Annotated in this window: 26 protein-coding genes; 18 read left to right on the forward strand and 8 right to left on the reverse strand. The window is 68.7% G+C overall.

Annotated features, from left to right (window positions below; all coding sequences use genetic code 11):
- Window positions 1-41 precede the first annotated feature (41 nt).
- Window positions 42-1049 carry a LacI family DNA-binding transcriptional regulator gene (locus HDC34_RS15395; RefSeq protein ID WP_179557668.1) on the reverse strand — a complete coding sequence of 336 codons (1008 nt, stop codon included), beginning with the start codon at window positions 1047-1049 and terminating at the stop codon, window positions 42-44.
- 177 nt (window positions 1050-1226) lie between these two features.
- Between HDC34_RS15395 and HDC34_RS15400 the strand changes: the two genes are divergently transcribed.
- The 9 genes from HDC34_RS15400 (at window position 1227) to HDC34_RS15440 (ending at window position 10917) form a co-directional block, all read left to right on the forward strand.
- Window positions 1227-2216, forward strand: coding sequence for an ABC transporter substrate-binding protein (locus tag HDC34_RS15400; RefSeq protein WP_307852801.1), 990 nt, complete (start codon window positions 1227-1229; stop codon window positions 2214-2216).
- 129 nt (window positions 2217-2345) lie between these two features.
- Window positions 2346-3926 (forward strand): sugar ABC transporter ATP-binding protein, encoded by a 1581-nt coding sequence (locus HDC34_RS15405; protein WP_374757245.1) that lies wholly within the window; start codon window positions 2346-2348, stop codon window positions 3924-3926.
- The gene (locus HDC34_RS15410) at window positions 3923-5059 is read left to right on the forward strand and encodes an ABC transporter permease (RefSeq protein WP_179557670.1); all 1137 of its coding nucleotides are present in this window, start codon (window positions 3923-3925) and stop codon (window positions 5057-5059) included. Before HDC34_RS15405 ends, HDC34_RS15410 begins: the two co-directional genes overlap by 4 nt.
- Entirely contained in the window at window positions 5056-6081 is a 1026-nt protein-coding gene (locus HDC34_RS15415) for an ABC transporter permease (RefSeq protein WP_104310665.1), read from the forward strand. Before HDC34_RS15410 ends, HDC34_RS15415 begins: the two co-directional genes overlap by 4 nt.
- Before the next feature lie 84 nt (window positions 6082-6165).
- A complete protein-coding gene (locus HDC34_RS15420; RefSeq protein WP_179557671.1) occupies window positions 6166-7440 on the forward strand; it encodes a M23 family metallopeptidase in 1275 nt (424 codons plus the stop codon).
- Window positions 7441-7610: 170 nt separating this feature from the next.
- Complete coding sequence (locus tag HDC34_RS15425; RefSeq protein ID WP_179557672.1) at window positions 7611-8720, forward strand: type III polyketide synthase; 1110 nt, start codon at window positions 7611-7613, stop codon at window positions 8718-8720.
- Between the two features lie 82 nt (window positions 8721-8802).
- A complete protein-coding gene (locus HDC34_RS15430; RefSeq protein WP_308807370.1) occupies window positions 8803-9531 on the forward strand; it encodes a class I SAM-dependent methyltransferase in 729 nt (242 codons plus the stop codon).
- Window positions 9532-9621: 90 nt separating this feature from the next.
- Complete coding sequence (locus HDC34_RS15435; protein WP_179557673.1) at window positions 9622-9960, forward strand: hypothetical protein; 339 nt, start codon at window positions 9622-9624, stop codon at window positions 9958-9960.
- Window positions 9961-10104: 144 nt separating this feature from the next.
- Complete coding sequence (locus tag HDC34_RS15440; RefSeq protein ID WP_104310660.1) at window positions 10105-10917, forward strand: nitroreductase family protein; 813 nt, start codon at window positions 10105-10107, stop codon at window positions 10915-10917.
- Window positions 10918-11082: 165 nt separating this feature from the next.
- Here HDC34_RS15440 and hutH read toward each other — a convergent pair whose 3' ends face one another.
- Window positions 11083-12684 (reverse strand): histidine ammonia-lyase, encoded by a 1602-nt coding sequence (gene hutH / locus HDC34_RS15445; RefSeq protein WP_179557674.1) that lies wholly within the window; start codon window positions 12682-12684, stop codon window positions 11083-11085.
- A 279-nt stretch (window positions 12685-12963) separates the two neighbouring features.
- On the opposite strand from hutH, the gene HDC34_RS15450 reads away from it, so the two are divergent.
- Window positions 12964-13743: an IclR family transcriptional regulator gene (locus HDC34_RS15450; protein ID WP_308807371.1), complete on the forward strand. Its 780-nt coding sequence runs from the start codon at window positions 12964-12966 to the stop codon at window positions 13741-13743.
- A gap of 21 nt (window positions 13744-13764) precedes the next feature.
- On the opposite strand, the gene HDC34_RS15455 is transcribed toward HDC34_RS15450, so the two are convergent.
- Both HDC34_RS15455 and HDC34_RS15460 read right to left on the reverse strand, forming a co-directional pair.
- On the reverse strand, window positions 13765-14007 hold the full coding sequence (locus tag HDC34_RS15455) for a hypothetical protein (RefSeq protein WP_104310657.1): 243 nt from the start codon (window positions 14005-14007) through the stop codon (window positions 13765-13767).
- A 10-nt stretch (window positions 14008-14017) separates the two neighbouring features.
- On the reverse strand, window positions 14018-14476 hold the full coding sequence (locus HDC34_RS15460) for a hypothetical protein (protein ID WP_179557675.1): 459 nt from the start codon (window positions 14474-14476) through the stop codon (window positions 14018-14020).
- Between the two features lie 208 nt (window positions 14477-14684).
- Between HDC34_RS15460 and HDC34_RS15465 the strand changes: the two genes are divergently transcribed.
- Window positions 14685-15419: an SDR family NAD(P)-dependent oxidoreductase gene (locus HDC34_RS15465; protein ID WP_179557676.1), complete on the forward strand. Its 735-nt coding sequence runs from the start codon at window positions 14685-14687 to the stop codon at window positions 15417-15419.
- 171 nt (window positions 15420-15590) lie between these two features.
- Here the strand turns inward: HDC34_RS15465 and HDC34_RS15470 are convergent, their stop codons facing one another.
- Window positions 15591-16613 carry a VOC family protein gene (locus HDC34_RS15470; RefSeq protein WP_104310655.1) on the reverse strand — a complete coding sequence of 341 codons (1023 nt, stop codon included), beginning with the start codon at window positions 16611-16613 and terminating at the stop codon, window positions 15591-15593.
- Between the two features lie 174 nt (window positions 16614-16787).
- On the opposite strand from HDC34_RS15470, the gene HDC34_RS15475 reads away from it, so the two are divergent.
- The 3 genes from HDC34_RS15475 (at window position 16788) to HDC34_RS15485 (ending at window position 18315) form a co-directional block, all read left to right on the forward strand.
- A complete protein-coding gene (locus tag HDC34_RS15475) occupies window positions 16788-17537 on the forward strand; it encodes an IclR family transcriptional regulator (RefSeq protein ID WP_179557677.1) in 750 nt (249 codons plus the stop codon).
- Between the two features lie 82 nt (window positions 17538-17619).
- Entirely contained in the window at window positions 17620-17793 is a 174-nt protein-coding gene (locus HDC34_RS15480) for a hypothetical protein (RefSeq protein ID WP_179557678.1), read from the forward strand.
- A gap of 21 nt (window positions 17794-17814) precedes the next feature.
- Window positions 17815-18315 carry a MarR family winged helix-turn-helix transcriptional regulator gene (locus HDC34_RS15485; protein ID WP_179557679.1) on the forward strand — a complete coding sequence of 167 codons (501 nt, stop codon included), beginning with the start codon at window positions 17815-17817 and terminating at the stop codon, window positions 18313-18315.
- A 107-nt stretch (window positions 18316-18422) separates the two neighbouring features.
- Here the strand turns inward: HDC34_RS15485 and msrA are convergent, their stop codons facing one another.
- From msrA to HDC34_RS15500, 3 genes are all read right to left on the reverse strand, one after another.
- Window positions 18423-18932, reverse strand: a complete 510-nt coding sequence (gene msrA / locus HDC34_RS15490; RefSeq protein ID WP_179557680.1) for a peptide-methionine (S)-S-oxide reductase MsrA — start codon at window positions 18930-18932, stop codon at window positions 18423-18425.
- A complete protein-coding gene (gene msrB / locus HDC34_RS15495) occupies window positions 18932-19387 on the reverse strand; it encodes a peptide-methionine (R)-S-oxide reductase MsrB (protein ID WP_179557681.1) in 456 nt (151 codons plus the stop codon). Before msrB ends, msrA begins: the two co-directional genes overlap by 1 nt.
- A gap of 207 nt (window positions 19388-19594) precedes the next feature.
- The gene (locus tag HDC34_RS15500; protein WP_151424299.1) at window positions 19595-21064 is read right to left on the reverse strand and encodes a sugar porter family MFS transporter; all 1470 of its coding nucleotides are present in this window, start codon (window positions 21062-21064) and stop codon (window positions 19595-19597) included.
- A gap of 139 nt (window positions 21065-21203) precedes the next feature.
- On the opposite strand from HDC34_RS15500, the gene HDC34_RS15505 reads away from it, so the two are divergent.
- From HDC34_RS15505 to HDC34_RS15520, 4 genes are all read left to right on the forward strand, one after another.
- Window positions 21204-22217, forward strand: coding sequence for a Gfo/Idh/MocA family oxidoreductase (locus tag HDC34_RS15505; protein ID WP_179557682.1), 1014 nt, complete (start codon window positions 21204-21206; stop codon window positions 22215-22217).
- A gap of 104 nt (window positions 22218-22321) precedes the next feature.
- On the forward strand, window positions 22322-23074 hold the full coding sequence (locus HDC34_RS15510) for a TIM barrel protein (protein ID WP_218855332.1): 753 nt from the start codon (window positions 22322-22324) through the stop codon (window positions 23072-23074).
- Window positions 23071-24150 carry a LacI family DNA-binding transcriptional regulator gene (locus HDC34_RS15515; protein ID WP_179557684.1) on the forward strand — a complete coding sequence of 360 codons (1080 nt, stop codon included), beginning with the start codon at window positions 23071-23073 and terminating at the stop codon, window positions 24148-24150. Before HDC34_RS15510 ends, HDC34_RS15515 begins: the two co-directional genes overlap by 4 nt.
- A gap of 155 nt (window positions 24151-24305) precedes the next feature.
- The gene (locus tag HDC34_RS15520) at window positions 24306-24710 is read left to right on the forward strand and encodes a hypothetical protein (RefSeq protein ID WP_257023354.1); all 405 of its coding nucleotides are present in this window, start codon (window positions 24306-24308) and stop codon (window positions 24708-24710) included.
- Window positions 24711-24991: the final 281 nt, after the last annotated feature.

A 24991-nucleotide genomic window follows, 5' to 3' on the forward strand; every position in this document is an offset into this window, starting at 1 on the left:
CCTGTCGGCGAGGCCCGAGCGTGGGTGCGCTGAATCCGGAGTTATACCCGGCGCGTGGAGGCGCGCACGATGAGCTCAGGCAGCACGTCCGCAGCCCCCTGTGCGCCGTCGAGGAGGCGCGCGACGCATTGGGCTCCCGTCGCGGCGAAGTGCTGGCGCACGGTGGTCAGCGGGGGCCAGAAGTGCGCGGCCTCGGGGATGTCGTCGAACCCCACGACGCTGAGCTGCTCCGGCACGGAGACTCCGGCGTCATGCGCGGCGTGGAGCACTCCGAGGGCAGTCTGGTCGTTTGCGCAGAAGACGGCCGTCGCGTTCGACTCGAAGATGGTGGCGGCAGCGGCGTAGCCGGCTTCCGGGGACCAGTCCCGAGCGTCGACGTGCCGGGGCGTCAGTCCGCGAGACTCCATCTCGAGGCGGAAGCCCCGGAGGCGGGACGTGGCATCGATCCAGTCGCCGGGGCCGGCCAGGTGCACCACGTCGACGTGGCCCAGGTCGAGCAGGTGCGCGGTCGCGACCCGCGCGCCTTCGAGCTGATCCTCGGCCAGATCGACGCCCCCATCGCTCGTCCAGGTCTGCAGGGTCACGAACGGGATGCCCGAGGTCATGTTGCCGAGCACCTCGAGCAAGGGGGTCTGCGGCGCGACGGCGACGATGCCCTCGACGTTGAGGCTCGCCAGGTTTCCCAGCGCCTCCTCGATCGACGCGACATCGAGGCCGTCCGTCTGCTCGACGATCGTCGTGTATCCGCGCGTTCGTGCGGCCTCGGTGATGGCGATGATGCTCGAGGACGGGCCGTACTCGCCGCTGGCGGTCGAGAGGACGCCGAGTGTCCGGCTCCGCTTCGAGGAAAGTGCCCTCGCGGCGAGGTTGGGGCGGTAGTTGAGCTCGCCCATCGCGGTGAGAACTTTCTGCCTGGTCGCGGGCCGCACGCTCGAGTGGTCGTTCAGCACTCTCGAGACGGTCTGGTGCGAGACTCCCGCCGCCCGGGCCACGTCGAACACGCTGGCAGCCCGCTTCGGTTTCGTCGCATCCACAGGTCCGCTCGTCATTCGGCAATTATGCCCGCACGCGCGACGCTGCGCCGCCCGAATAACAATTCAGGTTGACGGTTGCGTCCGCTGGATGTGATCGATAACATTCCCGACAGATGCGAGGAAGCATTCAACTGCGCAGCGTCACGACCGGCCACGGCACGAGTGAACTGCTCTCAACGAGGAGAGACCAGCGTGAACAAGACAACCATCAGGACCATCGCCGGAATCGCGATGGCAGGGGCACTCACCCTGAGCATGGCGGCCTGCTCCGGCGGATCGGGTGACGCCCCCGCCGGGAGCGACGGCGAGCTCATCACCGTCGGCTTCGTCGCCGTCGGACCGGAAGGCGGATGGCGCACAGCGAACGAGCAGAACATCCAGGACTCGTTCTCGACCGAGAACGGCTTCGAGCTCAAATACGCCCCCGCCACCAACGGAGACCAGAACTCCCAGATCACCGCCTTCACCTCCTTCATCGACGAAGGCGTCGACGCCATCCTGCTCTCGGCAACCGAAGCAACAGGCTGGGAGAGCGTCCTCGAACGGGCCCAGGAAGCCGAGATCCCCGTCGTGCTCCTGGACCGCGGAATCGAGCCGAACGACGAGGCGCTCTACACGAGCCACATCGCCCCGGACAACGTGGGAATCAGCTCGGCTGCCGCCGAATGGGCGAACGGCCAGTTCGCGGACGGCGGCAACTACGTCGTGCTCGAGGGCCCTCCCGGCCTCTCCGTGGTCAACGACCGCAACAAGGGCTGGGACGAGAGCATCGACTCGAACCTGACGAAGCTCGAGAGCCAGTCGGCCAACTGGTCGACGGAAGAGGCGAAGAGCGTCTTCGAGACGATCCTCAAGTCGAACAGCAATGACGTGCAGCTCGTCTTCGCCCAGAACGACGAGATGGGCCTCGGCGCCGCCCTCGCCGTCGAGGAAGCCGGCCTCAAGCCGGGCACCGACGTCAAGATCATCACGATCGACGGCACCAAGGCTGCACTGGAAGCGCTTGCCGCCGGCCGCCTCTCGTTCGTCGCCGAGTACAACCCGCTCTTCGGAGACGTCGCCGTCGACGTCGTCAAGGCCGCAGTCGCCGGAGAGACCGTCGAGAAGAACATCGTCGTCGAGAGCGTCACCTTCGACTCCCCGGACGCAGCCACGGCCGCGCTCCCAGACCGCAAGTACTGACTCGAATCACGTTCATCGGTGCGCCACCGCTCTCTCGGCGGCGCACCGATGAACCCCACCCCCGACACTCGACGCCGGCCACCGGCAGAACGCTAGGCGATCATGGCAGCGAATCAGCCAATCGTTGAGATGAGCGGCATCTCAATCGAGTTCCCAGGAGTCAAAGCACTCCAAGACGTCAACTTCCGGCTCTACCCCGGCGAAGTGCACACGCTCATGGGCGAGAACGGCGCAGGCAAGTCCACGCTCATCAAGGCCCTCACCGGCGTCTACAAGATCGACGCCGGCACCATCCGCATCGCCGGTGACGAGCGGCAGCTCAAGGGCACGGCGGACGCGCAGGCCGCGGGCATCTCCACCGTCTATCAGGAAGTCAATCTCTGCGACAACCTCTCCATCGGCGAGAACGTGATGCTCGGACACGAGATCCGAGGGCCCCTCGGGATCAACTGGCGCAAGACGAACGCCGCGGCCCGAGAGGCACTCGGCGCGCTCGGCCTCGACCACCTCGACCCGAAGCGGTCACTCTCCAGCATCTCGCTCGCGATGCAACAGCTCGTCGCGATCAGCCGGGCCATGGTCATCAAGTCGAAGGTGCTGATCCTCGACGAACCCACGTCCAGCCTCGACGCACAGGAGGTCGAGGGCCTGTTCGCCGTCATCCGCCAGCTTCGCGAGCAGGGGGTCGCGATTCTGTTCGTCTCCCACTTCCTCGACCAGGTCTACGCGATCAGCGACCGGCTGACCGTGCTCCGCAACGGCCAGTTCGTGGGCGAGTACGCCACCGCCGAGCTCAGCAGAGGCGACCTCATCTCCAAGATGATCGGCAAGGAGTTCTCCACCCTCGAGTCGCTCGGGGCGAACCGACGCGTCGACGCTCGAGATTCCGCAGACATTCCCCTCTACCGGGCGCAGGGCGTCGGCAGGAAGGGATCGATCGACCCCGTCGACATCGAAGTGCACCGCGGTGAAGTCGTCGGCTTCGCGGGGCTCCTCGGCTCCGGACGCACCGAGCTCGGGCGCCTGATCTATGGTGCCGACAAGCCGGACTCCGGATCAGCGCAGCTCAACGGGAATGACGTCGAGGTGCACTCTCCTTCTGCAGCGCTGCGGAAGCACATCGCCTTCTCCACCGAGAACCGGCGGGATGAAGGCATCGTCGGCGACCTCACGGTGCGCGAGAACCTGATCCTCGCCGTCCAAGCGCGGCGAGGCTGGGCACGGCCCCTCTCCCGCCGCGAGCAGAACGAGCTCTGCGCGAAGTACCTCACCGAACTCAACGTGCGCCCCGCTGACCCGGAGCGCGCCATCCGCAACCTCTCCGGTGGCAACCAGCAGAAGGTGCTCCTCGGGCGCTGGCTCGCCACGAAGCCCGAGCTGCTCATCCTGGACGAGCCGACCCGCGGCATCGACGTGGGAGCCAAAGCCGAGATTCAGGAGACCATCGCGCAACTCGCCGAAGACGGCATGTCGGTCATCTTCATCTCGTCGGAGCTCGACGAGGTGGTCAGGCTCAGCGAGCGGATCGTCGTCCTCAAAGACCACCGGAAGATCGCGGAAATCGCGAACGGGCCGGACGTCACCGCCGACCTCATCGTCCAGACCATCGCCGCCGACGGAGTGGAGGGCATCGACCCGGTCATTCCAGACACGCCTGACGCCCCGACCACACCACCCGCATCCGCCAACGCCGAGGGAGCACGCGCATGAGCCAGTCCACGGCCCCGCACACCACGTCGCCCGCGGGCCCCTCGCCCCAGGATCCTCGGCGGGCACCGGACGCCATCCAGGCGGCACGAGGCGCATTCCGGCAGCCCTACATCTGGGCCGTCGTCGCACTCGTCCTCCTCATCGTCATCAACCTGATCAAGGACCCGGGCTACCTCGGCGTCTCCGTCAATCAGGCCACCGGTGACCTCAACGGCAACCTCATCGACATCCTCCGCGCCAGTGCCCCGGTCATGATGATCGCCGTCGGCATGACCCTCGTGATCGCCACTCGCGGCATCGATCTCTCCGTCGGCTCTGTCATGGCCGTGGCCGGCGCCGTCTCGATGGAGTTCATGGCATCCGCCCAGAACTCGTTCGGCTCGGCGCTCACCGCCATCGCCCTCGCGCTGCTCATCAGCGCACTCCTCGGCACCGTCAACGGACTGCTCGTCTCGGTGGTCGGCCTGCAGCCCTTCATCACGACGCTCATCATGATGCTCGCGGGGCGCGGGCTCGCCAAGGTCATCACGGCCGGCCAGAACACGTCAGCCACCAACGACTCGTTCCGCTGGATCGCGAACGGCACCATCGCCGGATTCCCCGTGATTTTCCTGCTCGCCGTCGGCATCGTCGTCCTCGTCGCACTGCTCGTGCGACGCACCGCGCTCGGCCTCATGATCGAGTCCATCGGCATCAACCCGAAGGCGTCCCGCATGGCGGGCATCCGCCCAATCGGACTCCTGTTCTTCGTCTACATCTCGAGCGCAATCCTCGCGGGAGTCGCGGGCATCCTCAGCACGGCCACCGTCATGACGGTCGAGGTCGCCAAGACCGGATCCGCGTCGGAAATGGATGCGATCCTCGCCGTCGTCATCGGCGGGACCTCGCTGGCCGGCGGCAAGTTCTCCCTCACCGGCAGCGTCATCGGCGCGCTCCTCATCGCCACGCTCGACAAGACCGTCGTCTTCCTCTCGATCCCATCCTCGGCGACACCGGCCTTCAAGGCCATCGTCATCGTCATCGTCTGCCTGCTGCAGTCGCAGCGCGTCCGCGACTTCTTCAAGCGACGACGAGCGCAGACCCCCACCGGGCCCGCGAGTCCCGCACCAGCACCAGAGGCGGTTGCCGCATGACCACCATCGTCGAACAGACCACCGAAGTCACCCGGCTCGCGAAGTTCAAGCCGAACCTCGACTCCCTCCCGACACTCGCCGCCGTCGTCATCTTCGTCGGCATGCTCGCCTACGGGGAGCTCGCCTACGGCGGCATCCTGCAGTTCAGCACGCTCTCCAACCTCCTCATCAACAACGCCTACCTGATCGTGCTCGCCATCGGCCTGACGTTCGTCATCCTGACCGGCGGCATCGACCTGTCCGTCGGCGCGGTCATCGCCGTCAGCAGCCTCATCGGGGTCATGCTCTCGAGCGCTGGACTGCCCGCGATCCTCGTGATCGTGCTGATGATCGGCATCGGCTCCCTCTTCGGCCTCGCCTCCGGAATCCTCATCCACTACTTCCGAGTGCAACCGTTCATCGCGACGCTCGCCATGATGTTCCTCGCCAGAGGACTCGCCTCGATGCTCAGCACCGAACCACAGCGACTCGCCGACGACTCGCCCATCCGCGGCCTCTCCGCCGAGATCAAGATCATCGATGGCCCGAAGATCAACGACCTCGTCGTCACCCCGGCCGTCATCATCGCGGTCGCCATCATCGCGGTCGCCTTCTTCGTCCTGCACCGCACCCGCTTCGGGAGGACCGTCTACGCCATGGGAGGCTCGGAGCAGTCCGCGCTCCTCATGGGCCTCCCGGTCGCACGAACGAAGGTCGCGATCTACGTCATCAGCGGAACCCTCGCGGGCATCGCCGCCGTGCTCTACACGTCGAAGCTCGGCATCGCGCAGAACATCACGGGCGTCGGCTGGGAGCTGGACGCGATCGCCGCAGTCATCATCGGCGGCACGCTGCTGACCGGTGGCGGCGGGTTCGTGCTCGGCTCGGTCGTCGGCGCCCTCGTGCTCGGGCTCATGAACGTCCTCATCACTCGCGACGGCAGCATTCCCCCGGAAGCGACGACCATCATCACGGGTGGCATCCTGCTCGTGTTCGTGCTGCTGCAGCGGGCCGTGACCTCCAGGAAACGCAGATCTCAGTAGGGGGTCGCCCGTCCAGCCTGGGTACTGCCGAACCGGGGCGCATGCGGCCTGGCGGGCCTCCATCCGCGGGCCTAAGCTCAAGCCATGAACGGCATCACGGCGGGGAACGCGCGCGTCTTCGCGGCCGCCGTCGCCGTCGCGGGCCTCCTCGCTCTGAGCGCCTGCTCGGCGAGCCCGGCCCTCACCATCGGGGCGGATGCACCCCCGTCCGTCAGCGAGACGGCGCCGGTCGAGACGGGCCCTGGCGTCATCGGCGAGCAGTTCACCCCTGTGGTCGTCTCCGCGCTCGCCGACCCGATCCCCGTGCTCGGAACCGACGAGCGCATCCACCTCGCCTACGAGCTGCAGCTCACCAACGGGTCGCCGTCCAAGGTCAAGATCACGGGAGTCGAGGCGAGCGCGAGCGGCACAGCGCTGCAGGAGCTCGAGGGCGACGACCTCGACGATGTGATGCGCGTCGCCGGCACCACCGACGGCGGCGGGCTCGAGCTCGGCCCCGGCCAGAACGCGACCGTGTGGATGGACGCCACCGTCGCATCCGACGCCGACGTCCCCGACCGCATCGAGCACACCGTCACCGTCGAGATGCCCAAAGCCCAGCCGCCCCTCTACGAGAAGACCATTCAGCAGACCACGCAGGCCGTGAGCGTCGACAAGCGCGACCTCGCCGTCATCGGCCCACCCCTCACCGGCGACAACTGGCTCGACGCCAACGGCTGCTGCGGACTCACCGCGCACCGCGGCGCCGTCAGCCCCATCAACGGCACCTACTGGGCGCCAGAACGGTGGGCCATCGACTACGTCAAGCTCACCCCCACCATGAAGCTCTCCGACGACGGCGCCCGCGACAACGCACGCAGCTACCCCGGCTACGGGCAGAACGTCATCGCCGTCGCCGACGGCCCCATCGTCGCCATCACCACCGACCGTCCCGAACAGGAACCCGGCACCGCGCCCGGCCCAACCCTCACCCTCGACGAATACGGCGGCAACTACGTCGTGCAGGACATCGGCGGGGGCACCTACGCCTTCTACGCGCACCTCAAGACCGGGAACCCCTTCGACCTCCAAGTCGGGCAGCAGCTCACCCGCGGCGACCGCCTCGGCCTGCTCGGCAACACCGGCAACACCGACGCCCCGCACCTCCACTTCCACCTCATGGACTCCCCGAACCCACTCGCCTCCAACGGGCTGCCGTTCGTCTTCGACACGTTCACGCTCGACGGGCAGGTCACCTCGCAGGCCGCCCTCGACGCCGGCGAGCAGGGCAAGGCCTACAAGGTCGACGAAGCGAACGCGGGAGATCGAAGCGGCCAGGTGCCGCTCACCGGGGACCTCATGACCTACCCCGGCGGGTAGCGCGGGCGAGGGGGCGCTTCCTCTCTGACGGCTTCCTCCGTCCGTGATCGCTGCCAGTCGATGTGCCCCTATGGGCTGGCGAAAAGGGCCATCTCTCTGGCAGCGATCGTGCTGGCTCGCGCCGCCGCGCCTCGCGGATGCTCCCAGGATGCGAGGCGTACCGTCGTTGCGTGAGCGTGCACATCCGCAGCATCGGCACCGCAGTGCCCCCGACCGAGCTGCCGCAGACCCAGGCCCGTGACCTGTTCGCAGGTCAGCCGGGCATCAACCGCCTCGGTGCCCGCCTCATCGGCGCAGCCTTCGACGGCTCGGCGATCGACCGCAGGCACACGGTCGTGGATGCGCTCGCGGGCGGAGAGGACTCGGCGCTCGTCGCCGACGGCCAGGTCCTCGACGCGTCCACCGGCGCTCGCAACCAGCTCTACGCGGAGCGTGTCCCCGATCTGCTGCTCGGCGCCGCCCGCGCCGCACTCGACGGCAGCGGCCTCGACGCGGGCGACATCACGCATGTCGTCACCGTCTCCTGCACCGGCTTCTACGCGCCCGGCCCCGACTACGAGATCGTGCGCGGCCTCGGCCTGTCTCCTCGCGTGCAGCGCTTCCACCTCGGCTTCATGGGCTGCTACGGCGCCTTCCCGGCACTCCGGGCAGCGGATGCATTCGCCCGCGCCGACCCGAACGCGGTTGTGCTCATCGTGTGCGTCGAGTTGTGCACCATCCACCTGACGAGCTCCAACGACCCCGAGCAGATCGTCGCGACCTCCGTCTTCGCCGACGGGGCCGCTGCCGCGCTCGTGACCGCGCGTCCCGCGCCGGCCGGCGCGAGCATCCTGACCATCGACGCCCTCGAGAGCACCATCACCGACGAGGGCGAGTCGGAGATGGCGTGGACCATCGGCGACAGCGGGTTCCGCATGCGCCTCTCCGGGTACGTGCCAAGCATCATCGGCGCCTCCATCGGCGACGTCGTCGAGCCGCTTCTCGCGCCGACCGTGCCGTCGGAGACGCCGCTGTGGGCGATCCACCCCGGCGGGCGGAGCATCCTCGACAAGGTCGAGCAGTCGCTCGGGCTCACCGAGGCGCAGCTCGCCCCGTCGCGCGGCGTGCTGCGCGACTACGGCAACATGTCGAGCGCGACCGTGCTGTTCATCCTCGAGCGACTCCTCGCCGACGGTGCCGACGACACCTACCTCGAAGGGGCCGGCGAGGCGCTCTGCGCGATGGCGTTCGGACCCGGTCTGACGGTCGAGGTCGGGCGGTTCACGCGGATGCGCGCGTGAGCGTCGCGACCTGGGCAGCGGCCGGCCGCGGTGCGATCCGCGACGTTTCCTTCGCCGCAGTCGCGCAGACCGGGCCTGGGCTGTGAGGCCTCCCACGCTCCCGTCGCTTCGTCCCCTGCCGCGCGACACGACCTCGCTCGAGCTCATGGACGACCCCGACTGCGACCGGGACCGCCTCTTCGCGACATATGCCCAGTTCCGCGCAGTGAACGCGCTCGTCGCAGGGTGGCGGCGCGTGTACCTGCGGGACGTGCGGCCCGTGCTCGACCGGCGGCGCGCATCCAGGCTGCTGGACATCGGCTTCGGGGGCGGCGATATCCCGCTCGCCCTCGCCCGGTGGGCGGCGCGCGACGGGCTCCGGCTCGAGGTCACCGCCATCGACCCGGACGAGCGGGCGCACGAGTTCGTCGAGACGCGCGGGCTCACGCGGCGCGGCGTCGACTTCCGGGCGGCGTCGAGCGGCGAGCTCGTGGCGGCGGGGGAGCGGTTCGACATCGTCACGTCCAACCACCTGCTGCACCACCTCGACTCGGACACGCTCAACAGCCTGCTCGCCGACAGCGCGGCCCTCGCCCCGCTCGCCCTGCACAGCGACATCGAGCGCGGGCGCCTCGCGCTCGCGGCGTTCGACGTCGCGACGAAACCCCTCGACCGCGGGTCGTTTGTGCACTACGACGGGACGCTGTCCATCCGCCGCAGCTACACGGCCCCCGAGCTGCGAGACGCCGTCCCGGAAGGCTGGCTCGTGCGACGCCAGTTCCCGTACCGGCTGCTCCTGACCCGAGACGAGACGCTCACGCCGCAACGGTGAGCGGATGCTCGTCCCGCGCTGAGCTCCTGGTTCCGGCTTCTTGCACCGGCTCCAGCCTTCGCTTCAGGCCGCCGGTGTAGTTTCGGCGTCGTGAATGTGCCCCCGCTGCTGGTCGCTGCGACGACGAGCTACGCCGCCAACTGCGCGCTCGGCGCCGGGGTGGCGACCGGGGTCGTGCGGACTGGACGCTCGCACTGGATCCACCACGCTCTCTACATCTGCACGTCCGCGCTGACACTCGCCGCAGGCGTCGCGCTGCTCACGAGCCGCGACGAGAGCCGCCGCCGCGCCGGAAAGCTGCTGCTGCCGACCGCGGTGCCGCTCGCCGCGATCCCCTTCGCTGGCACCCACTCGCGGCGCCACCCGTCGCTCGCCCTCACCGCCGCACCCTTCTACGCGCTCGCGGTGCGCGCATCCACGCGCCGCTGACACCTGCAAGCCAGACAACCCTTCTTGGCCTTGTCCTGGCGATCGCTGCCAGCCGAATCGCCCTTCAAGGCGAGTGCTCGAGGGCCATTTCCCTGGCAGTGATCGCTCGGAATACGTTTCAGGCGGATACGACAGACTCAGCGCATGGAATTCCTCGACGTTCTGCGACGCCGCAAAACCACGAACGGCCCCTTCCTTCCCGATCCCGTCAGCGAGGAGCACCAGCGCCTCCTCATGGAGGTCGCCGGACGCGCACCCTCGCAGCTCAACAGCCAGCCATGGCGGTTCGTCGTCGTCGAGGCGCGCGAGACGATCGAGGCGATCGCGAGCATCAGTGGCGAGAGCATGACGACCGCCATGAGCAACGGCACCTTCTTCGAGCGCTACAAGCCGTACTTCCGCTTCAGCAAGGAGGAGATGGAGCAGCGGCGCGACGGGATGCTGTTCGACAAGCTCCCCGCACCGCTGCGGCCGTTCACGAGCCAGGTCTTCACGAAGCGCGGGCAGTTCCTCATGAACTCCCTGCGCGTGCCCAACACGCTCGGCGAGGAGAACCGGAAGCTCGTCGCCGGATCCCCACTCCTCCTCGGCGTCATGCTCGACCGTTCCGAGTACCGGCCGGGGGAGCTGTCGTCGTTCTACTCGGTGTTCAGCATGGGCGCGGCCATGGAGAACATCTGGCTCACCACCGGCGAGATCGGCATGGGCATCCAGTTCGTGTCGTTCCCCATGGAAGTGCCCGGCCAGTGGGACAAGATCGTCGACCTCCTGAAGGTGCCGGACGAGTTCGAGCTCATGGCCGTCTACCGCCTCGGCTACCTCCCCAAAGAGCAGCGCCGCCCCGCCATCGACTGGTCGTCGCACCAGCGCAAGCTGCCCTCGCAGTACGTCTTCCGCGACACCTGCGAGACCCCACAGCAGGGATGGGACGAGGCCGAGCCTCCATCTGGCAGGTAGCTCGGCCAGGCCACGAACCCGCCGCAACTCCGTTTCGGGATGGGAACCTCGCTTCGTTGTGGGGAACTTCCCGCAACGAAGTGAGGTTCCCATCCTGAAATCGGGGGCTGAGCGTGAGCGAGCGGATGCGCGGGGTCAGGCCAGCGCGTCTGTCACCTCGCGGAGTCAGTCCGCGCTTGAGTGCTCGAGCGCGGTCCGGGCGACTTCGCCGGAGAGCACGAGCTCGGCCACAGCTTCCATCTCGGGGCTGAGGAAGCGGTCGGGGCCAGCGCCGGCGGAGACGGTGGCGACGAGATCACGGACGGCTGCGGTCGCGCGGCCGGGCTCGAGCGGGGCTCGCAGCTCCAGTGCCCTCGCGCCGGTGAGCACCTCGATGGCGAGCACCCGCCCGAGTCCGTCGACGGCGCGGCGCAGCTTCCGCGCCGCGGCCCACCCCATCGACACGTGGTCCTCCTGCATCGCCGACGACGGGATCGAGTCGACGGATGCCGGCACCGCCAGCCGCTTCAGCTCAGACACGATGCCTGCAGCCGCGTACTGCGCGATCATGAGGCCGGAGTCGACGCCGACTTCGTGTGCGAGGAACGGCGGCAGCCCGCGGTTGCGGGCCGGGTCGAGGGCGCGGTCGGTGCGCCGCTCGGAGATGCTCGCCACGTCGGCGACCGCGATCGCGAGGAAGTCGAGCACGTACGCGACCGGCGCCCCGTGGAAGTTGCCGTTCGACGCGACCCGACCATCCACCGTCACGACGGGGTTGTCGACGGCGGATGCGAGCTCACGCGAGGCGATCAGCGCCGCGTGTGCGACCGTGTCGCGGGCCGCGCCGTGCACCTGCGGGGAGCAGCGCAGTGAGTAGGCGTCCTGCACTCGGCCGTCGTCCGCGCCGCGGTGGCTCACGATGATGGGGGAGCCAGCGAGGAAACGCCGCAGATTCACGGCCGAGTCGCCCTGCCCGAGCTGAGGGCGCAGGGCCTGCAGATCAGCGGCGAAGACGGCGTCGGTCGCGAACTGGCTCTCGACCGACATCGCCGCCGCGACGTCCGCCGTCGTGAGCAGCATCTCGATGTCGTGGATGGCGAGCAGCAGCATCCCGAGCATCCCGTCCGTGCCGTTGATGAGCGCGAGCCCCTCCTTCTCGCGGAGCACGAGCGGTTCGATGCCCGCCGCGAGGAGCGCATCCCGGGCATACACCTCGGTGCCGGATGCGTCACGCACCGTCCCCTCGCCCGTCGCGGCGAGCGCCAGGTGAGAGAGCGGGGCAAGGTCGCCGGAGCAGCCAAGCGAGCCGTACTCGCGCACGATCGGCGTGATGCCAGCGTTGAGCATCGCCGCATACGTCTCGACCACGACGGGCCGCACGCCGGTCCGCCCCGTCGCGAGGGTCTGCAGGCGGAGCAGCTGCAGCGCGCGGATCACCTCGCGCTCCACCTCAGGGCCGGTGCCGGCCGCGTGCGACCGCACGAGGCTCGCCTGCAGCTGCACGCGCCGCTCGGGCGCGATGAACGTCGTCGCCAGCGCGCCGAAGCCCGTCGAGATGCCGTAGTGCGGGTTCGGATCGTCGGCGAGGCGCTCGATGAGCTCGCGAGAGTGGGCGACCTCGGCAAGCGCCGACGGTGCAACCTCGACGCGAGCGCCGTGACGCGCGACCGCGACGACCTCGGCAGGCTCGAGCGGGCGCACGCCGAGGACGACGGTCTCGGAGCTGACCGTGCTGCCGACGTCGTCGCGCGGCTCCTTGTGACCGGTGGCGGGTGCTGCTGTGCTCATGTGTCGATTCCACTCCACCCGTTGCGCAATGTCTGCGCGGAGAGGACACTCAGTGTCTGTGATCTCAGACGATTGGCTCGGCGGCGGCGGCGACCGGAGACCTGCCGCGCAGTTGGCGGTCGGCTCGGTGTCCAACATGAGTGCAATATCCGCCATCTGGGGGCTCTTCGCGCTGTTCTGGCCGCTTTCTGCACTGATGTTGGACAGGTCTGCAGCGACGGCCACCGCGACGGGCGCCCCCAGGCCGATGTCCCGTCGTCGCCTGGCAGAGGCAACCGCGTGACCGAGGCCAGCGGCGAAGCATCCGCCCGCGTCCAGGTGCCGGCGGCCGATCAGACCCTCGCGATCCTCAGCTTCCTGAGCCACCAGCGTGGCCCCGTCGCGGCGAGCACCATCGCGACGCAGCTCGGCATTCCGCGTTCGACCGTCTACCACCTGCTGACGACGCTCCTCGAGCGGCGCTTCGTCGTGCACCTCCGCGGTGAGCGCCGTTGGGGTCTCGGCACGGCCGCGTTCGAGCTCGCCGGCGGATACGCACGGCAGGAGCCCCTCGCCCGAGTCGGCCATCCGGTGGTCGCGGACCTCGTCGACCAGGTGGGGGAGAGCGCGCACCTCGCCGTGATGAGCGGCCGCGACGTGCTCTACATCGTCGACGAGCGTGCGCCGCGCCGCCCGGTGCTCGTCGCCGACGTCGGCGTACGGCTGCCGGCGCACCTCACCGCATCCGGTCGCGCGATGCTGGCCGCGATGCCGCAGAAGCAGGTGCGAGCGCTGTACCCGGATGCTGCGTCGTTCGCAGACCGCACGGGCCGCGGCCCGAGAACCCCCCGTGAGCTGCGGGTGATCCTGGACGGCATCCGCAGCGGGGCGTTCGCGTCAGAGAACGGCGAGGTGTCCGTTGGGATGCGCTCTGTCGGGATGCCCGTGCTCGACCACGCGGGTTGGCCCGCAGCGGCGCTCGCCGTCACGTGGTCCGAGGAGCGCCCGCAGGACGAGGCCCGCCTGCGGGCGCTGCTCGAGGGAGCCGCGGGAGAGATCAGGCGCCGTATCCATGGCTGATAGGCGGCCCGACAGTTCAGCTCAGCTGAGGTGCGGCGGGTTGCTGGTGTCGGGTTCGTAGTCGGTGGTTCCGAGCGGATGCCGTCTGCGCTGCCTGGCGCCCTTGATCATCGTGACGGCGCCGTAGCCGCCGGCGAATCCTCCCACCCAGGTGAGCGCGTGCAGGTAGGCGGGGCCGCCCATGAGGTCGGCGACGAGGGCGATCACGCCGAGCGCGAGCCCCGCGACGAGGTATCCGAGGGCAAGGCCTTCTTGTCGAGTCATGTCCTTCTCCTTATGACAGGCAAGCGAATGGGCTCACGGTGACGGTGTCGACCGCGTCGGTTGCGAGCGAGTATCCCTGCGGGAGCGTGAAGGTCGCCCCAAGCGTGCTGACGTCGCTGTCGTTGACGGTGAAGGTGACGACGACGTCATCCCCCACGGCGACGGGGGCGGGGAGCGTGACCGTGCCGAATCCCTGGAGCGGGTAGACCTGGCGGTTGGCGCGCACCTCGATCGACGTCGACGGTGCGCCGCCGTCGACAGCGAAGACGGTGCCGGTTGGGAAGCCCGCCGTGCCGGTCGTGGAGAAGCGAGCCGCCGGCGTGATCGTCTCGATCTGGCATTCGGCCTCGCCAGTGGAGGCGATCTGGGTTGTCGCGGATGCGCTCGCGGAAGGTGTCAGCGCGGCAACTGCGATGACGGGGGTCGTCCAGGCGGCGGCGAGGATGGAGCGCCGTTCGATGGCAGGCATGGGGGTCCTTTGAGAGGGGTGGGGGAGGTTGCCTGCGTTGGCTGGTGGCCAGCAGCGAACGGGAATGCTGGAGCCGAGTGCGAACGTCGGTGTCGCTGAGAGTAGGGCTCTTTTTTCGGGACGCCGCGACCCTTGTGCGGTGCTTCTCTTTTGCGCTAGGCGCACCCAGGAAGGCCGGCGCGTTCTGCGGGGGTGTGAGGATGGGCGCATGGCTCGCATCCTCATCACCGGTTCCACTGACGGTCTTGGCCGCGCGACGGCCGAGGCGCTGCTCGACCAGGGGCACGAGGTGATCGTGCACGCGCGCAACCCGGGGCGAGCAGACGCGGTCGCTGCGCTGGTTCGGCGAGGCGCGGACGTCGTCGTCGCTGACCTCGCCGACCGCGAGGCGGTGCTGGATGCCACGCGCGAGCTGAACGACGGCGCGGCCATCGACGCGGTCATTCACAATGCCGGAGTCCTCTCGGGCCCAAGCCTCCTACCGGTCAACGTGGTCGCGCCCTACCTCTTCACCGCGCTGCTGAGCACCCCGACCCGGCACGTCTACCTGAGTAGCAGCATGCACCGAGACGGCAGAGCGACGCTCGACGGGCTCGACTGGACGGGTGAATCAGTGTCTGCCAGCTACTCCGACACGAAGCTGCTCGTCGCGGCCTTCTCAGCCGCGGTCGCGGAGCGATGGGCTCCTCGCGTGCTCGCGAACTCCGTCGACCCCGGCTGGGTGGCGACGAAGATGGGCGGTGCCGGGGCGCCAGACGACTTCGACCTGGGGCATGAGACGCAGGAGCGCCTCGCGGTCGACCCCGATCTGCAGGTCACGGGCGGCTACTGGCATCACGGCGCGCAGCAGCAGCCCGCGAGCGGGGTGCGCGACCCGGAGTTCCGTGCATGCCTCCTCGAGGAGCTCGCATCCGTCACCGGCGTCGCGCTCACTGAACGCTGACGCGCACCCCGGCCTGACGGGCACTCTGCCTGCCGCGCACGCGCGCACGAACGCGGGCCCCGCGCATCCACCAGGAAAGGAGGACCTGGTGGATGCGCGGGGCCCGCGCAGATCTCGGTCGTGCGGATCTCACGTCGCCGCTGGAGACACGGCGACGTCGCTCGGTGCGCTCTAGCCGCGGCCCTGCACGGCGTACGGGTTGAGGATGGCCTCTTCCGTGCCGGGGAGGATGCCTTCTTCGGTGGCGGTGGGGTGGCCAGCGTCTGGCGGGAACGACTCGGTCATGGAGAGCGGCATGGCGCCGTTGCGGTAGAGGTTGTTGGAACCTGTGGACGGCTTCCAGTCGTTGGGCTCCCAGTCGGGCACGTAGTTGCGGTAGCCGCCGGTGTTGACCTCGATGCGCATGCCGCTGGGGTCGCGGAGGTAGAGGAAGCTCTGCTCGCCGATGCCGTGGATGGAGGGACCGTACTCGATGGGGACGTTGTTCTCCATGAGCACGTCGGCGCCCTGGAGGAGCTCCTCGCGGGTGTCGACCCAGTACGCGTAGTGGTTGATGCGGCCGGGGCGCGACGAGCTGTCGAGGACAACCCCGAGGTCGTGCGACTTCTCGTTCGTGGTGAGCACGGAGAAGACGGTGACGGGGTGGTCGTCGAGCACCGTGTAGGCCATGATGCGGAAGCCGAGGACCTCGTTGTACCACTTCGCGAAGCCGCGCACGTCGGAGGCGGCGACGGTGACGTGGTCGAGCTGGCGGGGGCCGACGGCGTGCTTCGAGCGCTTCTCGGGGCGGTCGGGGAAGACGGAGGCGTGCTCGGCGTCTGCCTGGTACTTCTCGACGTCCCAGTAGAGCTCCATGGTGTGGCCGTATGGCCCGGTGAAGGTGTACGACTTGCCGTGGCCGACGCTGCGCTCAGCCCACTGGCCCTGCACGCCCGCTGCTTCGACGCGCTTGGCGGCCTCGTCGAGTGCTTCGGCGCTGGAGGTGCGCCATCCCATGATGTTGAGGGCGGCTTCGGGGCCCTCGGCGATGACGAGGCTGTACGTGTAGTAGTCGCCCCACGAGCGCAGGTAGACCTTGCCGTCTTCGCGTGCGACGACGCGCAGGCCGAACTCTTCTTCGTAGAACTTCACCGAGGCCGCGACGTCTGGCGTTGCGATCTCGATGTGCGAGAGGTGGGAGAGCAGTTTGATCATCGTCGATCCTTTTCGTCTGGTGCAGTGTGTCTGTGGCGGTTCTCGGCCGCGGTGTGCGCGTGCCGTCTTGGGCACATGACAACTTTCGTCTCGAACCCACATATCAGGGAAGCTGAACTTCATGATGCCGAGCATCATCGATGTGGATGTTCTGCTCGCGGCTACCATTGCGGCATGTCCGGTGGCGGTGGTGACGAGCGCAGTGTCGCGCAGAAGCTGTTCGCGATCGCCGAGGCGTTCTCCGCGCGGGAGGAGCTGACGCTCACGCAGATCGCGGCGGCGGCGAACCTGCCGGTGTCGACGGCGCACCGCATGCTCGCATCCTGGACCGAGTGGGGTGGCCTCGAGCGCACGGATGCCGGCGCCTACCGCGTGGGCATCAAGCTGTGGCGCCTCGGCGCGCGGCGCACGACTGCGGAGCGGCTCCGCGCGATCGCCCGGCCATACTTGGAGGACCTCCTCGAGTCAACGGAGGAGAACGTGCACATCGCGGTGCGGGATGGTCTCGGTGCGGTGTACCTCGAACGCATCTCGAGCCCGAACGCGGTGCGCGTCATCTCCGACGTCGGCGCGCGTCTGCCCCTGCACGCCACGGGGGTCGGGCTCGTGCTGCTCGCTCACGCGCCCATCGAGCTCTTCGACGAGGTGGTCGCGTCGAAGCCGCGCCAGTACCTGCCGAACACGATGACCGACCCGAAGGCGCTGCGACGTCGGCTCGCGGAGATCCGCGCGACGGGTCTGTCGAGGTCGGTCGAGGAGATGACGCCGGGGGCTTTCTCGATGGCCGCCCCGGTGGTGGATGCGCACGGCGAGGTCGTCGCGGCGGTCTCGATCATCGCGCACGTCGAGCGCCTCGCGGAGCCGCAGTTCGCGCTCGGGGTGCGGATGGCGGCGCGCGGGATCTCGGGTGCACTGGGGCGTTGATCGTCCCGCCGCTGGGTGCCGGTGATTGAGGGAGGGGAGGAGTCCCCTTGAGCGACGCGGTAAATGTAGCTAGGCTAACTACATGACTTCCGCGACCCCCACCACCACGCCCGAGAAGTCCACCGCGCTGTCGTCCTCGGACACGTACTGGGACTCCTACAAGCAGCGGACGCTACCCAAGGAGTTCCTCGCCCTCTGCGCGATCGGGGCGACGCTCAGCGTCGGCTTCCTCGCCGCGGTCTCCGCCTTCCTCTGAGCCCGGACTGGTTCCGCGCCGATGACTGACGTCTCGAACAACCGCGAAAACCGCTCGACGACGCGCGAGCATCCGTCACCCACTCCAGGCGATGACGCCTCGGAAGCCGTCGACGAACTGCGTCGCGCGGAAGCGCGCCTCGGCCGCCGGCGCCAGGCCACCGGCGAGCTGAGTGAAACCCACCGGTCTGCGATGAGGTTCATTCTCGAGCGCACCAGCGACGGCATCACGACCAGCCCCAGCGCCCTGGCGGAGTACCTTGACGTCACGAGTGCGTCGGCCACGATGCTCGTCCAGCGCCTCACTGAAGCTGGCCTCATCCGCACCATGCCTGACCCGGATGACCGTCGACGCAAGATGATCGTCCCGGTCGACACCGACCTCGATGCCGATGAGATCGACCCGGTCACCGGCCAGATCCGTCACCTCTCAGAAGACCTCTCGCCGCAGGAGGCGAAGCTCGTCTCGCTGTATCTCGACCGGGTCACCGCGGTCGTGGATGGGGAATCCTCGAACGGCTGACGGCGACCTGCTCGAGATGGGCAACCATCGCGCTCGTCCGGTGCCCGCCGTCGAGAGAAGCCGACGGCGGGCATCCGGGCTAGCTGGGCCCCTGGACGAGCTCGCGGCTAGCTCGTCGCAGCCGCGTCTTCGAGCACCCAGCCAGGGCGCACGTAGTGGCACGTGTAGCCGCCCGGGTGCTTGCGGAGGTAGTCCTGGTGTTCTTCCTCCGCATCCCAGAATTCGCCGGCCGCTTCGACCTTCGTGACGACCTTGCCGGGCCAGCGACCCGATGCGTCGATGTCAGCGATCGTCTCGCGCGCCACTCGCTCCTGCTCGGGGGTGAGCGTCAAGATCACCGAGCGATAGCTCGCGCCACGGTCGTTGCCCTGCCGGTTCTTCGTGGTCGGGTCGTGTACCTGGAAGAAGAACTCGAGCAGATCACGGTATGAGGTCTTCGACGGGTCGAACTCGACCTCGACGGCCTCGGCATGGTCGCCGTGGTGCCGGTAGGTGGCGTTCGGGGTGGTGCCGCCGGCGTAGCCAACCCGCGTGCTGAACACCCCAGGCAGGTCGCGGATGAGTTCCTCGAGCCCCCAGAAGCATCCGCCGGCAAGGATCGCGCGCTCGTCAGCCATCAGAGGCCCGCCTTGTCCTCGAACAGTCCGATGTACTGCCCGTAGCCGTCCGTCTCGAGGTCCTCGAGCGGAACGAAGCGCAACGCAGCCGAGTTGATGCAGTAGCGCAGCCCTCCCTGGTCGACGGGGCCATCGTCGAAGACATGACCGAGGTGGCTGTCAGCGGCCGCCGATCGCACCTCCGTGCGCCGCATGCCGAGCGACGTGTCGGAGTTCTCGACGATGTTCTCCGCGCTCAGTGGCTTCGTGAAGCTGGGCCACCCGCATCCGCTGTCGTACTTGGTGGTCGAGGCGAACAGGGGCTCGCCGGAGACGATGTCGACGTAGAGGCCCCGGTCGTCGTTGTGCCAGAACTCGTTGTCGAAGGGGCGCTCGGTCGCCGACTGCTGTGTCACGGCGTACTGCTCAGGCGTGAGGCGAGCGATGGCGTCTTGGTCTTTCGTGTACTGCGTCATGGGTATTTCCTCTCCAACATCAGGTCAACACGCGGGCGGGCGAAAGCGTTCCGACATTGGCTGCACGTCTTCGCGCTTGTCGGCGGACGCTCAGGTAGGCGCACAGGAAAAGCCCGCGGGGTCCGGCCAGGACGTCCAGATCGAAGCCGATCCCCGCGGGCGGGTCGGCCGCTCGCAGAAGCGGCCGAGTCTTGAATTCTGTGGTGTCTAGCGGCTCTTGCCGAGCACGTGGATGGCTCCCGTCGTGACGCCGACCTCGAGCTTCTCGAGGGTCACGCCACGCGTCTCGGGGACCTGCGTGATCGTGAAGATGAGCGCGAGGGCCCCGATTCCGGCGAAGAGGAAGAACACGCCGCTGATGCCCATCCCGGCGATGAGGCTCGGGAAGTAGAGGGCGAGGAATCCGTTGGTCATCCAGCCGAAGAACACGGAGACGCCGATGCCGAGGCCGCGCATGTGCAGCGGGAAGATCTCGGCGAGGTACACCCAGACGGCGACGTTGAGGAACGTCTGCATGGAGGCGACGAACGCGACGACGAGGATGAGGATCACGAACGGGCGCGCGGGGTTGCCGACGGGCAGCAGCAGCGACGAGGCGCCGATGAGCAGATGGCACGTGGTCGTGAGCGTGAGGCCGATCGCGAACGTCTTCCGACGGTCGACGCGGTCCATCATGTACAACGCGATGAAGCCACCGATGACGGCGACGACGCCCGGCGCGATGTTCGCGATGAGGGCCGCGCTGGCCTCGAAGCCCGACTCGATGAGCACGACCTGGCCGTAGTACATGATCGAGTTGATGCCCGTGAGCTGCTGCATCATCGAGACGCCGATGCCGATGAGCAGGATGCGGATGAGCCACTTGTTGGTGAGCACGGCCGCGAGCCCGACCTTCGACTCCTTCTGCTCCTCCTCCGCCACCTGCTCGACCTCGCCGAGCTCCGCGATCGCGCGCTCCTCGGAGCGCACCGTCTTCAGCACGGCCAGCGCGTCGGCGTGACGACCCTTCTCGACGAGCCAGCGAGGCGACTCCGGCATGCGCAGCATCCCGAAGAACAGGCAGATGGCGGGGATCGCGCACACCGCGAACATGATGCGCCAGACCCCGTCGATGTGGCTGAGCGTGTTGCCGAGGATCGCATTGATCACGAACGCGGAGAGCTGGCCCGTGACGATCGCGACCTCGTTGCGGCCCGTGATGGAACCGCGGATCTCGAACGGCGCGAGCTCCGCCAGGTAGACCGGCACCACTGTGGATGCGCCGCCGACGGCGAGGCCCAGCATGATGCGGCCCACGACCAGCAGTGCGAAGTTCGGCGACGCCACGACGATGACCGTGCCGACGAAGAACAGGACGGCGAGGATGATGATCGTACGGCGCCGGCCGATGGCGTCGGAGATGCGCCCGCCGAAGAGTGCGCCGAAGGCGGCGGCGAACACGAGCGAGCTCGTGACGACGCCCTCGGTGAAGGCGTCGAGGCCGATCTCGGCGGCCATCGGGCGCAGTGCGCCGTTGATGACGCCCGTGTCGTAGCCGAACAGCAGGCCGCCGAAGCAGGCGACGATCGAGATGAGCCCGAGCCGCTTGCGGTACGGGCCTGGCGTGAGTTTGGGGAGGGCCGTCTCTGACGCTGATGCCCCGTGCGTGGAAGTGATGAGAACTCCTTTGTCCGCGATCTGGGCCGGGTCGACCGGCCGATTGCAGGCAACCTTATACGTACTAGACGCCGAGCGCTAGTACGTAATAGTCTTTGCGTGCTGGGCGCACCCAGCAGCACAGTGTCGTGTCGGCACCGCCGTCCCCAGGAGAAACACCATGACCACGAACCCCCTCATCCGCGTCGCCCTGATCGGTGCCGGCCGCATCGGCAGCAACCACGCAGCGCTCATCGCCCGCGACATCCCGAACGCCGAGCTCATCGCCATCGCCGACCCGGTCGAGGGTGCAGCGGCGAAGCTCGCCGAGACGCTCGGCGTCGAGCAGTCGTACACCGACATCGCCGAGCTGCTGGCCCGCCCCGACCTCGACGCGGTCGTCATCACGGCCCCGCCGCGCTTCCACACCGCCCTTGTCGAGCAGGCGGCCGCCGCCGGAAAGGCCATCTTCTGCGAGAAGCCGACCGGCGTCTCGCTCGAGGAGCTGCGCCGCGTCGAGGCCGCCGTCGAGCGCCACGGCGTCGTCTTCCAGGTGGGCTTCAACCGCCGCTACGCCAACGGCTTCCCCGAGCTGCGCTCCGCCCTCGACGCGGGAACTCTCGGCACCCCGCAGCTGCTGCGCTCCGTGACCCGCGACCCGGGCCTCGCGAACCCCGCCGCGATCCCGCCGTTCACGATCTTCCTCGAGACCCTCATCCACGACTTCGACACCCTCAACTTCCTCAACCCTGGAGCCCGCGCGACCTCGGTCTACGCCGTCGCGGATGCGCTCGTCGCCCCTGACTTCAAGGACAAGGGCCTCCTCGACACCTCCGTCGTCACGATCCGCTACGACAACGGCGCCATCGCAACGGCCGAGGCGAACTTCTCGGCCGCCTACGGCTACGACACCCGCGCCGAGGTCTTCGGCAGCGCCGGCATGGCGACTGCTGGCGAGCTCGCCGCGTCCAGCCTCCGCCTCTACGGCGCGGCCGGCGCATCCTTCGACACCGTGCGTGCCGACACGCAGCTCATGCGCGCCGCCTACACGGGCGAACTGCAGGCCTTTGTCAACGCCGTCGCCGGCGTCGAGAGCCCTCGCCCGGGCACGGAAGCCGCGCTCGAGGCGATGGTCATCGCGCTCGCCTGCATCGAGTCGGTCAAGACCGGTGCACCGGTCGAGGTCGTCCGATGAGCGGGGCTGCTGCGGCTAGTCAAGGTGACGTGAGCCGCGGAGCAGGCGCAAACGCGGATGCCGGCACCGCCACGTCACCGTTTGTGCTCGCCGCCTGCGCGGAGATGCTGTTCCTCGACCTGCCGTTCGAGGAGCGCGTTCGCCGCATCGACGAGGCCGGGTTCGAGGTCGAGATCTGGCGCTGGTGGGAGAAGGACCTCGATGCGCTGGTCGCGACCGGCGCGACGTTCGGCTCCATGTCGGGCTACGTCCGCGGCGAGCTCATCGATCCGGATGGGGCCGACGCGATCGTAGAGACGGCGCGCGAGTCCCTCGAGGCGGCACAGGCGCTGAACGTGCCGCGCCTCGTCATCCACGGCACGGGCCTCGACGACAACGGCCTGCCTGTACGCCCGAGCGCGCACACGACCCCGGCCGACTGGCTCGCCGCGCTGCGCACGCTCGAGCGGCTCGCGAAGCTCGGCGAGGAGTACGGCAAGGTCTTCACGCTCGAGAACCTGAACCACGCCGTTGACCATCCCGGGGTGCCATTCAACCGTGCGAGCGACACGATCGCGCTGGTCGCGGCCGTCGACAGCCCGCACCTCCGGCTCAACCTCGACCTGTACCACGCGCAGATCGGCGAGGGCGATCTCGTCGACCTGTGCGGGCGCGCGCTGCCGTATATCGGCGAGATCCAGGTGGCGGATGTGCCCGGCCGCTGCGAGCCGGGGACGGGCGAGATCCACTACCCGCGGGTCGCGCGTGCGCTCGACGAGCTCGGCTACACGGGGGTCGTCGCGATGGAGGCGTTTGCGTCCGCGGACTCCGACCTCGCGCTGCGTCGGTTCCGGGAGGCCTTTAGCATCGAGGTATGAGCGACGCCGACGCACGAGACGCCCGCCGCCCGGCACGACCGGGCGGCGGCAGGCGCGTCACGATGCGCGACGTCGCCGATGCGGCGGGCGTCTCGCAGCCGCTCGTGTCGATCGTCATGCGGGATGTGCCGGGCGCGAGCCCCGAGTCGCGGGCGCACGTCCTCGAGGTCGCGGCCCGGCTCGGCTACCGGCGCGACGAGCGGGCGCGGATGCTCAAGCAGGGCCGGTCGCGCCTCATTGGCATCGTCTTCCATGCGGCGCAGCCGTTCCACGGTCAGCTCATCGATGAGCTGCAGCTCGCTGCGCGGACAGCTGGGTACAACGTGTCGCTCGCCGCGGTCACCAAGCGGCGGGGTGAGGCGGATGCGGTCGAGGCGCTGCTGGGGGAGCGGGTCGAGGGGCTCGTGCTGCTCGGCGCGTCGCTGGACGAGCAGCAGCTGAACCGGATCGCCGACGAGGTCCCCGTCGTGACGGTGGCCAGTCAGTACTCGTCCGAGCGCTTCGACAGCGTCTCCATGGACGACGCGCGCGGCACCGAGCTCGCCGTCCAGCACCTGCACGAGCGCGGGCACTCGCGCATCCTGTACCTCGGGGCGCCGGGCGTCTCGGGGGATGAGGTGCGCACTGCGACGTTCCTTGAAGCCACGGCCGAGGCCGGGCTCGGAGACGAGGTCGCGATCGTCGCTGGGGGAGCGTCCGAAGCCGCGGGCGCGGAAGCCATCGAGGATGCGCTGCGGCGTTACCCCGACACGACCGCCGTGATCGCGTTCAACGACCGCAGTGCGCAGGGGGTTGTCGCGCAGGCGCGCCTCCTCGGCAAGCGCGTCCCCGAGGATCTCGCCGTCGTCGGCTTCGACAACTCGGAGCAGGCCGAGCTGCCCTACCTGCAGCTCACGAGCCTCGCGCAGGACCCCGCGCAGCTCGCTTCCGCCGCCGTCGAGATGGTCGTGGGTCGGGTGGATGCGAACGCGGAAGGCGAGTCGCCGCGGATCGGAGAGCACCGCATCCTGCCGACCGAGCTCGTGGTGCGGAGCAGCAGCGGGGGCAGGGGCAACCCTGTTGAGCGCTCGCGGTGACGGACCGCCGGCAGCCACCCTCCGACGGAGCGCGGCCGTCTCGACCGAGCGGTTCGCGGCCTCGCACTCGACATGACGCGCGCCGCCAATACCTGTCACTCGGTGCCGGCGAGCTGACGTCAGTTGCGACGTTCACGATGCTGGGGGTGTGGGCCGTGCCGACCATCCTGACGACGGGCATGGACCTCGCGGCGTTCTGGTTGGCGCTCGCCCCACTGCTCTTCGTGCTGCTGCAGGGCGGCGCCTACTGGCTCCTGGCGCGGAACTGGGTCGGGGCTTCGAGGATGCCCGTCGGGCTCGCCCGCGTGTTCGGGGCTCTGAAGTGGCTGGACCTCGCGGTGTTTGGTGGCGCGCTCGTCGGCATCGTGCTCTGGTGGCCCAGTTCGTGGCCGATCGCGGCTCTGATCGTACTCACGTGGGTGTTCGGCGTCGTCGAGTACATCAACTACTACGTCGTGCGACTGAGCTACCCGGCCAGAACTTGGCTGCTCGAGGTTCGACGTAGGCGAGCTCCCCGTCTGATCAAAGACTTGAATCAAGTCGTTCCGCCTAGCGGCTGATCTGCTCACCCGCACCTGAACGCTCGGTACGCTCGCGCTGGCGGCGACCCAATGCGTTGCCAAGTGCCCGAATCGCGGTCGCCAGGACAACGAAGGCCGCGAGGAGCGCGACGCAGTACAGGGCGACGCCTCCGTAGCCGCCGACTGCTGCGGGGTTAAAGAACGGGTAGCAGTAGAACCCAACCACGGCTCCCCGAGCGACGGAGTAGACGGGTGTAGGCCACAGGCACCACCACCCAGATGAACCGGAGCCTCGTCCTGCCGGCCGCCAGTGACGCTCC

This window comes from Pseudoclavibacter sp. JAI123 (assembly GCF_013409665.1).
Taxonomy (GTDB): domain Bacteria; phylum Actinomycetota; class Actinomycetes; order Actinomycetales; family Microbacteriaceae; genus Pseudoclavibacter.

What these genes read in the sequence shown, in the direction of transcription:
- HDC34_RS15460 (WP_179557675.1), bottom strand. Translation starts at nt 14,476, where the DNA reads ATGCCTGCCATCGAACGGCGCTCCATCCTCGCCGCCGCCTGGACGACC.
- HDC34_RS15440 (WP_104310660.1), top strand. Translation starts at nt 10,105, where the DNA reads ATGGAATTCCTCGACGTTCTGCGACGCCGCAAAACCACGAACGGCCCC.
- HDC34_RS15505 (WP_179557682.1), top strand. Translation starts at nt 21,204, where the DNA reads ATGACCACGAACCCCCTCATCCGCGTCGCCCTGATCGGTGCCGGCCGC.
- HDC34_RS15475 (WP_179557677.1), top strand. Translation starts at nt 16,788, where the DNA reads ATGTCCGGTGGCGGTGGTGACGAGCGCAGTGTCGCGCAGAAGCTGTTC.
- HDC34_RS15405 (WP_374757245.1), top strand. Translation starts at nt 2,346, where the DNA reads ATGAGCGGCATCTCAATCGAGTTCCCAGGAGTCAAAGCACTCCAAGAC.
- HDC34_RS15465 (WP_179557676.1), top strand. Translation starts at nt 14,685, where the DNA reads ATGGCTCGCATCCTCATCACCGGTTCCACTGACGGTCTTGGCCGCGCG.
- HDC34_RS15485 (WP_179557679.1), top strand. Translation starts at nt 17,815, where the DNA reads ATGACTGACGTCTCGAACAACCGCGAAAACCGCTCGACGACGCGCGAG.
- msrB (WP_179557681.1), bottom strand. Translation starts at nt 19,387, where the DNA reads ATGACGCAGTACACGAAAGACCAAGACGCCATCGCTCGCCTCACGCCT.
- HDC34_RS15410 (WP_179557670.1), top strand. Translation starts at nt 3,923, where the DNA reads ATGAGCCAGTCCACGGCCCCGCACACCACGTCGCCCGCGGGCCCCTCG.
- HDC34_RS15510 (WP_218855332.1), top strand. Translation starts at nt 22,322, where the DNA reads ATGCTGTTCCTCGACCTGCCGTTCGAGGAGCGCGTTCGCCGCATCGAC.
- HDC34_RS15515 (WP_179557684.1), top strand. Translation starts at nt 23,071, where the DNA reads ATGAGCGACGCCGACGCACGAGACGCCCGCCGCCCGGCACGACCGGGC.
- HDC34_RS15470 (WP_104310655.1), bottom strand. Translation starts at nt 16,613, where the DNA reads ATGATCAAACTGCTCTCCCACCTCTCGCACATCGAGATCGCAACGCCA.
- HDC34_RS15395 (WP_179557668.1), bottom strand. Translation starts at nt 1,049, where the DNA reads ATGACGAGCGGACCTGTGGATGCGACGAAACCGAAGCGGGCTGCCAGC.
- HDC34_RS15455 (WP_104310657.1), bottom strand. Translation starts at nt 14,007, where the DNA reads ATGACTCGACAAGAAGGCCTTGCCCTCGGATACCTCGTCGCGGGGCTC.
- HDC34_RS15420 (WP_179557671.1), top strand. Translation starts at nt 6,166, where the DNA reads ATGAACGGCATCACGGCGGGGAACGCGCGCGTCTTCGCGGCCGCCGTC.
- hutH (WP_179557674.1), bottom strand. Translation starts at nt 12,684, where the DNA reads ATGAGCACAGCAGCACCCGCCACCGGTCACAAGGAGCCGCGCGACGAC.
- HDC34_RS15480 (WP_179557678.1), top strand. Translation starts at nt 17,620, where the DNA reads ATGACTTCCGCGACCCCCACCACCACGCCCGAGAAGTCCACCGCGCTG.
- msrA (WP_179557680.1), bottom strand. Translation starts at nt 18,932, where the DNA reads ATGGCTGACGAGCGCGCGATCCTTGCCGGCGGATGCTTCTGGGGGCTC.
- HDC34_RS15415 (WP_104310665.1), top strand. Translation starts at nt 5,056, where the DNA reads ATGACCACCATCGTCGAACAGACCACCGAAGTCACCCGGCTCGCGAAG.